We start from the raw sequence: 13,228 nt of genomic DNA, 5'->3' as shown, positions 1-13,228 counted from the left end.
GAAGAGTATATACCTAAATCCAATCAAAATGCGAGTATCTATAGAGCTGTTAAAACTATAAATAAAATACAGTTTTATAACTGACTTACAGTCTATTAAAATTAGGTAAATTAATCTTTATCTTTATCTTTATCTTTATCTTTATCTTTATCTTTATGAGAATTGCTTAGAACAAGATTTATTTCATCAATTAAGCAATGAGTCAAGTCGTCAACAATCTCTAATTTTTGTTTCTTAATAGCACTTTCAAGTTCCATAGCACTTTGTGATATTTCTATAAAACCAAACATTTGTGCCGCACCTGAAATTTTATGTGCTAATTTAGCTAACGCTTTATATTCATTATTATGACGATAATCTATCAATTCTTGCTTATCTTGCGATAAATTATTTATAAATGACTTAGTAATATCCGATATATCTATGTCATCTACTTTTTGTTCAAGTAATACATTAGCTTCAAAATTCGCGGATCCGATGTTACCTTTTTCAACATTGTTGTTGTCAATACTAGCCTTCTCAGGATAATGCTGAGCAATAGTGGCAATAAAAACCTCTCGTTCAATAGGTTTTTTAAGATGCCCAGCAAAACCTAACGCTAGGTATTGTGCAATTTCATGTGCCATAGCATTAGCGGTTAATGCATAAATAGGGCGATCACAGCCCTTCTCTCGCAACGCTTCTAATGCTTGTATGCCATCCATTCTAGGCATTTGGATATCTAATAACGTTATTATTGGTTTATGCTCATTACATAACTCGACTGCCTCTATTCCATTAGATGCTTCAAGCACCTCTAGACCTAAGTTAGTGAGTAAACGAGCAATTAAACGGCGGTTATCATCATGATCATCTGCCAGTAATATTTTACCGGTATACTGCTTTTTGTTAACACGAATACCGAGTGCTTGTTCATTATTCTCAACACCATCTAAAACAGAATACACCTCGCCAAAAGGTAATTTGAGAACAAAAGTACTGCCTTGATTCAATTGACTAGTAACCGTTATTTTTCCTGACATTACTTTTGCTAGTTGATCAGATAAAAATAGCCCTAATCCTGAGCCAGAAAAACGTCGGCTAATACTATTATCACCTTGGGTGAATATATTAAACATTTTTGCCATTTGCTTTTTATTCATTCCTATTCCTGTATCGGTGACAGTAAATAGTAATGTTTTATCTATAATGGCAATATCTAACGAAACCCAGCCTTCTTTGGTAAATTTAATAGCATTAGAGCATAGATTTATCAAAATCTGTTTTAACCGTAAACCATCGATATCGATAATAAAGGGAGTTGGTAGATGATGGCTTACTGTAAATGATAAATTTTTACGTTGCGCTTGCTCAGTAAACATATCATTTAATTTATCTACGATTGTATGTAAATCTTGACGTCTATTCTCGAGTTCAAATTTATTCGCTTCTATTTTACTTAAATCTAAAATATCATTAATTAGTTGTAGTAGATGTAAGCTATTATTATGAATAACTTCAACTTCATGGAGCAAATCTTCATTATCGAAATCGCCATGAATAATCGCTTCTGCTTGTCCTAGAACCGCGGTAAGTGGTGTTCGAATCTCATGACTCATATTGGCTAAAAATTGGCTTTTAACCATACTGGCATCTTGTAATTCTTTTGTTAGAAACTCTAACGCTTCAGTACGTTGTTTTACTCTATTTTCTAGTTTTTTGGTTAACCTTCTTTCCAAATAGCGTCGATATATCAAAAACAATACCGTTAATAAAAAAGCGAAGATAAGTATAATAAATTCGCGCTGTTGATCTGCCTTAGTAGACTCTAACTCCTGTAGCTTCTTACTTTGCTGCAGACTTTTTACTTGTTGGCTAAGTTGTACAGATTCAAATTGTGCTATTTGCTCATTAAGTGTTTCGTTTGATAACTTTAAACGTTCCTTTTGGTAAGCTAATTGAGTCATTAATGCTTTTGCTGTCTCTCCATCTGCAGCATAAAGCAACGCACTTAATCCTAAATTACCATTAATTAGCTGTTGGAAACCCATTTTTTTTGCGACCGCATTCGATAGATCTAAATACATATGAGAGCGTTCAATATCACCTTGATAAAAATAAATTTTCGCTAAAGTGTGTAAGCTACCTCCATAGGTCATTTGATGACCTATTTTTTTACTTAATTCCACACCTAAGTTAGCATATTCTGAAGCTTTATCTAGATTAGACAGTTCATAGTTTATTTCTGCTAAATTATGAAATTGTGAAGCAGCATCAATATGGTAATCATTGTTTCGAAAGTATGTTAATGCTTTCATTACATAGCTCTCGGCCTTCTGATATTGGCCTGATTGTTTATAAGAAACCCCAATACCAGCGGAAGCTTTAGCAATGCCGTGTTCATCATTTAAAACCTCCCTCTTGCTAATTACCTCTTCAAACATGTTAATAGCAATATCATAACGACGCAGACTTAAATAAAGTACAGCAAGGTTATAGCGAACATCGATTTTATCAACTTCACTACCATAATATTGATACAACTCATCAGCTTCTTTATAAGCTTTCAATGCTGCAAGCGAATCCCCTTTAGACGTTTGCACCAATGCAATATTGTTTAATAAGTGAGCTTGTTTAATTGCTTTTTCTGCTGAGAAAACTTGCTGTTGAAAATAATTTAACGCTGCTTCATACGCAACTAAAGATTGAGCATATTCACCTTGAAAATACAAGATAATGCCCATTAGTTTGTCAACATCGGCTTGTAGTTGTGACAAACTATTCTCATCAAGTAGGGCTTTCGCTTGTTGAATTATTTCCAACGCTTTTTGTAAATTACTCAAGGTAAAATAAGCATTGCTTTGTTGTATAAGTATTCTAATACGCTGGGTTTTATTCAGTTTTTCACTTTCAAGTAATTGACTGAGTTTAACGATCGCCATAGCTTTATTAGCTTGCTGTCCGATCTCTTCCAACTCATTTTCGATATTTTGCGCCCGAACATTTAATGCAACGGTAAATATTAATATAAATAGCAACAAGATGCGCCACATAGTATGCCTTGAGGAAATAGATGATGAATTAAAGGAAGTACCTTGTTCAGTTATAGCACTAATAATTCTTGAATGTAACTGTTTAGTAATGAGTACGAGCATGATTGAATAATTATACAACTACGACTATGATGCAGCAATGTTTCTTATATAGGCTGTATATCATGTTTAAAAAATTTATTTATACCATATTGTTATCCATTAGTTTTACCACACTTGTAAATGCGACAATTGTTGAGTTTCAAACCTCACAAGGAAATTTTCAAGTTAATTTATTCGATAGTAGTACCCCTAAAACAGTTAATAACTTTCTTCAATATGTTGAAGAGCAGCATTATACTAATTCAGTAGTACACCGTGTTTCATCCAACTTTGTTGTACAAGGCGGTGGATATACATTCGAAGGTAATTTTCCGCTAACTCGAATCGAAACAAACCCGGCAGTGATTAACGAGCCAATATATTCTAATGTCAGAGGCACTATTGCCATGGCTAAGCTTGGCGGAGATCCTGACAGTGCAACAGATCAATGGTTCTTCAATTTAGCTGATAACGCTAGCAACCTAGACTTACAAAATAGTGGCTTTACTGTTTTTGGCCAAGTTATTGGTGATGGTATGACAACCATTGATAACATAGCTCAACTTACTTTATGTAATTCTGCAAATTTAGAAGGCATACCAATGGTTATTGCGGATGATCAACAATGTAGTGATTTAGCAACGCCTGGTATAGAAAACTTTGTGATTGTTGAACAAATTGTTATTGTCGACTCCGCTGAAGTAACTGATGGTGATTTATCTCCTGTTAGAAACACGCTAATCACAGCACCTACTGAACCAACACCTACGCCTGATAATGATAGTAGTGGTGGCGGTACTTTTGCTTGGTTTATTCTGCTGAGCTTAATTCCTTTGTTAATAAGAAGATATTCATAGAAAATTAAAGTCATTCCGAACAAGACAAAAAAAAAGCAGCGAAATCGCTGCTTTTTTTAGTAATAATATTCAGTTATTACTTTAACATATACCAATCTTAGAGTGCTAATATCAGTATATTAATATTAACCTCGAGTGAATTCTGGGTAAGCTTCCATACCACATTCAGCTTGGTCAACACCTTCATATTCTTCTTCTTCAGTTACACGAAGTCCAATAATTTTCTTCAATGCGAACCAAACTACAAAGCTAGTTACAAATACCCAAACAAAGATAGTTGCTGCACCAATTAACTGACCACTAAAGCTAGAACCTGAATTAGTAATTGGAACAATCATTAGGCCAAAGAAACCTACAACACCATGAACCGATATAGCACCTACTGGATCATCAATCTTAGCTTTATCTAAAGCAATAACTGAAAGAACAACAATAATACCACCAATTGCGCCAAATATTGTTGCTTGTAATGGTGTTGGTGTTGAAGGTTCTGCTGTAATAGCAACTAGACCTGCTAGTGCACCATTTAATGTCATGGTTAAATCAGCTTTCTTAAATAAGATTTTAGCGAAGATTAATGCTGCAACTGCACCTGCTGCTGCCGCGGCATTAGTATTTAAAAACACCAAAGCTACTGAGTTAGCACTGTTAATATCAGCAAGCTTTAATACAGAACCACCATTAAAACCAAACCAACCCATCCATAAGATAAATGTACCTAAGGTAGCCATTGGTAAATTAGCACCCGGGATAGCGTTTATTTTTCCATCTTTAGTATATTTACCTTTACGTGCACCAAGTAATAAAACACCTGCTAAAGCAGCAGAAGCACCAGCCATATGAACAATACCTGAACCAGCAAAATCAGAGAAACCTAGGTCACCTAATGTATATAAACCAAATACAGCATCACCATTCCAAGTCCAGCTACCTTCCATTGGGTAGATAAAACCAGTTAAGATAACTGTGAAAGCTAAAAATGCCCATAATTTCATACGTTCAGCTACAGCACCTGAAACAATAGACATAGCTGTTGCTACAAATACTACTTGGAAGAAAAAGTCAGCTGCATTTGCATAAACCGCACCGCCATCGAAACCCGCTTCGGCAGATTCAGCTAATACCGTACTAACTAAAGCGTCTGCATCAGCAGCACCATCAAGGCCAATACCACTTAAGAAAACACCGCCGCCATACATAATATCGTAACCTACTACTAGGTACATAACACAAGCAATAGCATACAAAGCAACGTTTTTAGTTAAAATTTCAGTTGTGTTTTTAGATCTAACTAAACCTGCTTCTAACATTGAAAAGCCAGCAGCCATCCACATTACTAAGGCACCACAAACTAAGAAATAGAATGTATCCATAGCATATTGAAGTTGAAAAATATTTTGTTCCATAATTGATCCTATAATAATTTTTGTAACAGTAATTGGTCAGGTATGAGCTGTAAGATTAAATTTGAATGAAAACACAAAGCCGAAGTATTTAAGTCTACTAATGTGAATTCATTACCTAGCTTTACAGCAAGCAATATGAATACAGATTAAATAGCCTCTGAATCCTGCTCACCTGTACGAATGCGAATGGCTTGTTCAAGGTTATAGACAAAAATTTTGCCATCGCCAATTTTACCTGTGTACGCTGCTTTACTAATTGCTTCAACTAAGCGTTCAACTATGTCGTCATTAACAGCAATTTCAAGTTTAACTTTTGGTAAGAAATCTACTTGATATTCTGCACCACGATATAATTCTGTATGTCCTTTTTGACGGCCAAAACCTTTCACTTCACTAACAGTTATCCCTTCAACACCGATTTCAGAGATGGCTTCACGAACATCATCGAGTTTGAACGGTTTAATTATTGCGTTAACTATTTTCACTGTAGACCTCTTATTTTTAATTTTAGTTAATATTGAACTATATAATTCAATTCATGTGCCATAAAAATTAAACGAACAATATCAACAATTTGTGTTTTTGTTACACTTAGAAACATTAAACGTTGCACCAAAATTGCACAGCAATTATCTGCTGAGATTATATTTGGTGCAAAAGATAAGAAGAGGAGTATTAATGAGTTACTTTAACTGCCAAATACTTAATTGAGGACGCTTTAAAATAAAATTACGTTGATTGACTTGAATCACCCGCGTTAGTTCTTGTTGGGCAACTAAGTTAAAATGAGGCGCTAATTGCTCCGACAATCCGTCAAAGCCAGTCACATTTTCACCATTAACTTTTACTCCTCCTAACCAGTTATTCTTTGCGGTATGATGTTCACCAAAGTAATAATCAGAAACAATCACAAGCAAACCTTGGCTTTTTATGCGTTGATGAGCTGTTTGTAAAAATTGACGCGGATTATAACTACTCTCGAGTACCTGTTGAGCTAAAATAATATCATAGTTATCAAAACCACTTTTTAGGTTACCCGCGTCTCCTTGGCTAAAATGTATATTATTGTGAGAAGGTAAGCCAAGCGACTTTAAACTAACCTCATAATAATCAACTATATCCCCTTCATTTTCTAAGCAATAGCGAACGGCGTTTCCTTGTTGCAAGCTAACACCATGACGTATATAACGCGCAGAAAAATCAACGCTATCCACTTGATTAAAATACTGGGCTAAAATAAAACTACTTCTGCCCACACTACAACCTAAATCCAAACATTTATCGGCGGCTATATTATATTTTTCCATAGCGCCTAGAATATAGTCAGATATTTGTTGGCTATAATTTTTAATGGGTGCATTAAAAGTTTCATTAATAAATGATTCCGCTTTCAACGAATATTGAGCATGGAGTTGCTGGCAAATATCACGGTCAGTTTCATAATGGTTAGCATCAAGATTTGGTATTCTTTTATTATTGCTTTGCACATAACGAAAGCCAGCATGTTGAAAAAAGTGCCGTCTAAATGCATAACGAGAATATTTTTGAGCTTCGTTTCCTGTAGAAATCCAAGAACCACCTTTAATTAAATTATGCTTACCATCAAAGGTCGGTGTAGAAAAGTCATCATATAATGGATGAACTTCAAAACCTTCAAAGCCATCAATAGTTGATTCAGTCCATTGCCAAACATTTCCAATTACATCAAATACGCCATCATGCTCAAATTCATCTATAGGACAAGAAGATGCATAATGTTCACGGTTTAAATTGCCCGGTGTTTGCTCCCAAGAAGCTAAATCACCATCAACTTTATCACGTAAGCATAACCATTCAGCTTCAGTAAGTAAGCGTATATATTGGCTTTCAGTATCGGCAACCTGGCTGTTTTTCCATTGACAAAAAGCTTTAGCTTCTAAGTAATTAACTTCTACTGGCCAATTTAAAGGTAACGGGATTTCATTCAGTAAATTACGTTGCCAATATAACTTCTCATTAGTTTCACTTCTCTTTTCTACCCAAAAATAGGGCTTACTCGCTTTAGAAAAACGTAACCATTGTTGCCCTTCTTCTGTCCAAAATGTTAGGTTTTGGTATCCTCCAGCATTAACAAATGCTAGATACTCTTGATTAGACACTAAGTATTTAGAAACCTTAAAGTCATCTAAATTGAGGGTGTTATAGCCATATTCATTATCCCATCCGAATGAGTCATCACTTTTAGGTTTACCAAACTCGACGAGCCTACCTTTGATCGATACTAATCTATTTTCGGGCGCATCAGCACTCTTTTTACAGGTAGGCCAGTCTTCACTCTCACTAAGGTATTGCAAAGGTAGCATACGCATAATAACGGATGATGTTTCAATATGAATTCGCTCATGTTCACAACCCATCAGAATAATCCACGCAAGTGAATTTTTTGTTATCGGCAACGATAACTCCATATCATCAATAAGATTTTCAATCAGGATTGCAACTTGATCTCGATAACATTTAACTTCAGCAACTGTCGGCCAATCATAATGCTCATCGTTTAAATCATCCCAACTCATCTCATCAACACCAACCGCACAAATAGCTTCTATGCGATCATTAATACGTGTTGCAATAAACTTACCTAGCATAAGCTTATTAATATAAAAACTAGCCGTGTGTCCATAATAAAAAATTAACGGGTGACGAAGAGGCTCTGGCCTTAAAAAATAAGCACTATCACTATTTATCAGAGAAAATAGTGACTCATATTCTGTCCATGTTTGTCTGAAATAGTTTTTAAGCTCTTGCTTTTTAGCCTTAACATCAGTGCCATTTAATGAAGGAGCCTTTATAGGTTTTATTTCCATAAATCATTTCTTATTTTGTTATATTTACTTGATAAGTATTTAATATTATTTGCTTAATTTTATTACCCAGCAACATTGGGCTTTCAAGTACGAGTGTTGAATTAGTTTTACTGTATTTTTCTTGGACTGTATTTAAACTTTCGCTAAACCATGAACTTGCAGTAAATATATCGATAGCGCCAAGAGAAACGATATCATCGTTATGAGTAAATAATGACTTAGGTAAAGTGCTTGAGACAAACCTCGGCACAGATAAGCACTTATCATTTTCGTAAGCTTCAATAGCATCTACAATATTTAATAAGCCATATATCACATTGACATAGGGATTATAATAAAGGCTGGAAGCACCTAATCTATGTTCAATTCTAGCCGTTTTCTGCCAGTTTTGCTGTACAGAAATAACCTTGTTATATCTGTCAAACAGCAAAGGCTCTTCCCCCATATTCTGATTATGCTTCCCCAGCTTTTGATATAAAGCGATACTTCCTTGATGCCCCCCTGAAATATCGATTGGTGAACATAACTCTTGAGCTAAACCGTAATAACTTTTCAGTAATAAGCGTTCAAAAGCAGCTTCTTCCGGTAAATATAATAAAGAACATTCAAAGCTAGTACGTAAAAAACAAAACTGTAAGTATTCACCAAAGTTTTTTTCTGCAATAAGGTTCATGCCTTGCTTATTAAGCACGCTAGCATTAAGTTGAATAGCATTAGGGATATGAACAGCTCTCGTGTCATCGGTAAAAATTTGACTAGAACCGGTTGCTAACTTACCTTGGTCACCAGACCAAACTACCGGTTCAATTAACGTATTAATAACACCATGTTGACCATACAACCGTTGAAATATTTGTGGCAACTGAATAAGCATTTGATGCAAATTCATTGCTTCTTTTAGCGGACTTTGGCCATTAAATAAAGAAACGTACTCCCATTGGTTTCGCCAATATTCACTGACAATTTCACCGTCTATATCTACACTACGTAAATATTGATTAATAAGATCAAAGTTTAACTTTTGTGTACGACTTTTTACATTATTTACTTGATAGCACCCCTCAAGTTCAAAATGAATTTGAGGCTGATAACCTAACTGTTTTATATAGTCTTGCAGTAACGTGATGGCACAATTGAATAAAGGTACAGACGCTAAAAAAGAGGGTGATGTGACTGATTGACTTAAGTAATTATTTCTCATCAAATGTAGGAATTTCGTAATTTTTTTTGCTGTTATTCATATATTGCATGGACTCTTGATATTGTATAGCACGGTTTTTACCACTACGCTTTGCGTGATAAAGCGCTTTATCTGCTTGCAAATAAAGCTCAGTACTCGTGTTAACCTTTTTAGAGGTTGTTGCTAAACCTATGCTTACGCTCACTTGAATTTTTTGAATACCACCATTATTGCTTTCAGTAATGAACTCGTGCTGATTAACAGTGTTTACAAAACGCTGCGCAATATGCAAACTTTGTACAGCATCAATCCTTGGCAAAACACAAAGAAACTCTTCACCACCGACACGACCAATTACATCTTCTTTTCTTAAAATATTAGCACCTATGTTTGCTACTTGGCGAATTACTTCATCTCCAAAAGGATGCCCATATAAATCATTTACGCGCTTAAAATCATCTATATCTATCACCATAATTGAAATAGTATTTTTTTCATCGTAGTTAGCATCAATTAATTTATGTAGAAAATTAAATACATATCGGCGATTGAATGAATTAGACAGCGGATCTCTAATCGATAACTGTTTTAATTTTTTATTGTGGTGCCATTGAAAATAAGTGAAAAACAGCATAATTAAAACTAGGGTAGCGACAAAAAAAATCACATATACTTGTAACGTATTAGCTTGTTTCTGTTGTTCAAATTCCAACTGCTGTACTTTAGTACGTTGTTGCAATAGTGATATTTCTACATTTTGCCGATCTGCTTCTAGTGTTGCTCTGACATGTAATAGCCGATCAGACATATTTTCTTTTAACAATTCAATTTCATTTTCATTAAATTGTTCCAATAGTTTGTATGCCTCTTTATGATTACCTTGAGCCTCTGCTAATTTAGCCTCAATTTTTAATGTTTCTATTTGCCAGCGAGTTCCAAGTAATTCGGGTAGCGAGTAAAATATTTCTTCTGCTTTATTTAACGCTATTTTTGCCTCATCTAACTTACCTTCTGTAATCAAACATTCCGATTTCCTTTTGTATAATTCAGCTTTGTAATCACTTAATCCTTCAATACTTACAGCATAATTAATAGACCTTAATGCTTGCTCACAACTTCCTCGACTCGCTTCACTCATGGCAATGCCATAAGCCGCAAAAAATTTACCATTAATATTGTTGGGGCTAAATTCAATTATTTTTCGATACCGTTTATAGTACTCGATTGCCAATTCATATTTCCCCCAATAACGATAAGTGACCGCTAAACCGTATACAGCCTCACCTTCATAATATGGATACGCTAATTGTTGATAACTTATTAATGCTTTATGGTAATACTCGATTGATTTAGCATAATCATGCATATAACCATAAATGGCACCATAGACCTCATTAATTCTAGCAATTAAGAACTCATTATTTAACATAAAGGCTTCCATATAAGCCTGTTGTAATTCAGTTAATGGCAATTCATAAACGCCAGTTAAGCTAAGGGTATACGCCAGTTCTTGTTTAGCTTGCACAGCTAAAGCAATATAATCATTTGCTAGTGCGGATTCTTGCGCTTTTTTCAATAACTTTTGTGAGCGAAGGTAGTGACCTTCGCGTTGAAGGATTAGACCACGAAAAATATCAAGGTTAATAAGTATTCTAGCGGGGGTATTTTCATGTACAGCTGCAAGAGACTCTTCAACTGTTGCCTCAAACCTATCAAAGAAATACAATAAATTTTCGGCCTCTGCTTTACGTAATAGCCACCAAAGTTTGTAATTCGGTGACATTTCATCTATTTGATCAGCTTGTTCCAGTAATGATTGATATGTTGTCCATGGTTCTTTATGTAAGGCATGCTCTATATTTTGCAATGCCAAACTATCTGTTAACTTCGCTGCATTAGCCACAAAAAAACAACAGGTAACAAATACCAGAAAAACATATCGAAAAACTAGCTGCAAGGTAATTTATCCTTAAAAATAAATTTTATATACCGCAAGCAGTAAATAGCAGAATTATAAGTAGATATAGCCTAACATGAAGTTAAAGTTAATAACTAGCGGTACTGCTTAACTTTTAAATAGCTTATTAAAGTTAGCGATCGAAAAGCCATTCAATAGTTGATCGCCTATTTTTAATACAGGCACAGATCGCATGCCTATTGCAGAAAACTCTTTTTGACCTTTTGGTGTTTGCACATTACATAAACGATAAGGGATCCTTTGCTCATCTAAATAGCGTTTTGCGGTTTGACAATGCGGACATTTTTCCATGGTATAAAGTACAATACGTTTCATGGGCTTACCTATAAATATATTAAAAACATTACAAAAAACCCTGAATTAACAGGGCCTTGTTTGATTTAAAGTTTACATTTAATTTTTTGGGAAACTAGAACGGTATATCATCATCAAAATCAATTGATGGCTCTTGTGGATTCACTTTAGGTGCTTGTTGAGGTTGTTGTCCCTGTGGAGCAAAGCCACCTTGTGGCTGACCTTGTGGTGCATAACCACCTTGATGTTGAGGCGCTTGTTGAGCTTGCTGATAGCCACCTTGTTGTGCTGGTTTATTATAAGCTTGTTGTGGAGCCTGTTGCTGCCCTTGTGGTGCATAACCACCTTGCTGCTGAGGTGCTTGCTGCTGAAAACCAGTATTTTGAGCTTGACCTTGTTGTTGAGGTGCTTGTTGCTGAAAACCTGTATTTTGACCCGACGGTTTACCGTCTAACATCTGCATTACACCATTAAACCCTTGTAATACAATTTCAGTAGTATATTGATCTTGTCCTTGTGGATTAGTCCACTTACGCGTTTGCAATGAACCTTCAAGATAAACTTTTGATCCTTTTTTTAAGTATTCGCCTGCAATTTCAGCTAATTTACCGAACATAACAACACGGTGCCATTCTGTTTTTTCTTTTTGCTCACCAGTTTGCTTATCTTTCCATGTGTCAGATGTTGCCACAGTGATATTTGCCACCGCACCACCATTAGGCATAAAACGCACTTCAGGATCTTTACCTAAGTTACCTACAATAATTACTTTATTTACACCCGCCATGAAACATCCTATTGATTGTGCTTTTCTAAAACAATTTGTGTACTTAACACACAGTTATTCTAGAGTTTAAAAAATTTGATTAAGAGAGTAATTCTATAGTGAGATACGATCAAATTCGAGTGCTTTTTGCGTTTAAAACGTTATTTATTTTTAGCTAGTTGATTTATATCGTATTAGCGAAAAGTAAAGCCTATTGTTGATATAAATGCTTTGCTAATTCAATACGAATATCATCTGGTATTTTTTCAGAGGCTTGTGTTTGGTAATTAAAGTGAACCATTGAAGCACTACCAGAGGCACATTTTTCACCGTGTTGCCAAACTTCTTGATAAGCATCAAACGAAGAGCCTCCAATTCGACCAATAAAAGTACGTATTTCAACCTCTTGCCCATAAAATAATTGACCGTGATAAGACACTTCAATTTTGGCAATAATTAATTTCCATTTTGATAGATCTAAATCTGGAATAAATAATCTAAAAATGGGCTCTCTGCCACCTTCAAACCACACAGGAATAGTCGTGTTGTTGATGTGACCAAGTGCGTCTGTATCATTAAAACGTGGCATTAACTTTTCTGTGAACATTATTATTTCTCTTTAGTTATAGTCGTTTGTAATGACTAGTAATTTACATCGATTAAAGTATATTTTCTAAAATAAAGAAAAGATTAAATAACATATCAATTAAATACAATAGTTAAGTTATACTGAAATTCGTTGAAACGCTCGTTTATCTTGTTTGTGATTATTTCACTAGACTATACAG

General features: G+C 34.9%; 10 protein-coding genes. 1 reads left to right on the top strand and 9 read right to left on the bottom strand.

Annotated features, from left to right (window positions below):
- Positions 1–110: 110 nt before the first annotated feature.
- The gene (locus KO509_RS15805; protein WP_215974229.1) at positions 111–3,134 is read right to left on the bottom strand and encodes an ATP-binding protein; all 3,024 of its coding nucleotides are present in this window, start codon (positions 3,132–3,134) and stop codon (positions 111–113) included.
- A 62-nt stretch (positions 3,135–3,196) separates the two neighbouring features.
- Between KO509_RS15805 and KO509_RS15800 the strand changes: the two genes are divergently transcribed.
- On the top strand, positions 3,197–3,970 hold the full coding sequence (locus tag KO509_RS15800; protein WP_215974228.1) for a peptidylprolyl isomerase: 774 nt from the start codon (positions 3,197–3,199) through the stop codon (positions 3,968–3,970).
- Positions 3,971–4,095: 125 nt separating this feature from the next.
- Here KO509_RS15800 and KO509_RS15795 read toward each other — a convergent pair whose 3' ends face one another.
- From KO509_RS15795 to KO509_RS15760, 8 genes are all read right to left on the bottom strand, one after another.
- Positions 4,096–5,376 carry an ammonium transporter gene (locus KO509_RS15795; protein ID WP_215974227.1) on the bottom strand — a complete coding sequence of 427 codons (1,281 nt, stop codon included), beginning with the start codon at positions 5,374–5,376 and terminating at the stop codon, positions 4,096–4,098.
- A 146-nt stretch (positions 5,377–5,522) separates the two neighbouring features.
- The gene (gene glnK / locus KO509_RS15790; RefSeq protein WP_159817380.1) at positions 5,523–5,861 is read right to left on the bottom strand and encodes a P-II family nitrogen regulator; all 339 of its coding nucleotides are present in this window, start codon (positions 5,859–5,861) and stop codon (positions 5,523–5,525) included.
- Between the two features lie 198 nt (positions 5,862–6,059).
- Entirely contained in the window at positions 6,060–8,222 is a 2,163-nt protein-coding gene (ovoA, locus tag KO509_RS15785) for a 5-histidylcysteine sulfoxide synthase (protein WP_215974226.1), read from the bottom strand.
- Positions 8,223–8,232: 10 nt separating this feature from the next.
- Entirely contained in the window at positions 8,233–9,423 is a 1,191-nt protein-coding gene (locus KO509_RS15780; protein WP_215974225.1) for a hypothetical protein, read from the bottom strand.
- Positions 9,413–11,359 carry a diguanylate cyclase gene (locus KO509_RS15775; protein WP_215974224.1) on the bottom strand — a complete coding sequence of 649 codons (1,947 nt, stop codon included), beginning with the start codon at positions 11,357–11,359 and terminating at the stop codon, positions 9,413–9,415. The genes KO509_RS15780 and KO509_RS15775 overlap by 11 nt, the downstream gene beginning before the upstream one ends.
- 108 nt (positions 11,360–11,467) lie before the next feature.
- Positions 11,468–11,695: a glutaredoxin family protein gene (locus KO509_RS15770; RefSeq protein WP_215974223.1), complete on the bottom strand. Its 228-nt coding sequence runs from the start codon at positions 11,693–11,695 to the stop codon at positions 11,468–11,470.
- Between the two features lie 94 nt (positions 11,696–11,789).
- On the bottom strand, positions 11,790–12,461 hold the full coding sequence (gene ssb / locus KO509_RS15765) for a single-stranded DNA-binding protein (protein WP_215974222.1): 672 nt from the start codon (positions 12,459–12,461) through the stop codon (positions 11,790–11,792).
- Positions 12,462–12,651: 190 nt separating this feature from the next.
- Positions 12,652–13,047, bottom strand: coding sequence for a thioesterase family protein (locus tag KO509_RS15760; protein ID WP_215974221.1), 396 nt, complete (start codon positions 13,045–13,047; stop codon positions 12,652–12,654).
- Between the last annotated feature and the right edge of the window lie 181 nt (positions 13,048–13,228).

Origin of the sequence: Colwellia sp. C2M11 (assembly GCF_018860915.1) — a bacterium.
Taxonomy (GTDB): Bacteria; Pseudomonadota; Gammaproteobacteria; order Enterobacterales; family Alteromonadaceae; genus Colwellia.
Note: the sequence above shows the minus strand (reverse complement) of the source record. Positions and strands in the feature narration are given on the sequence as shown.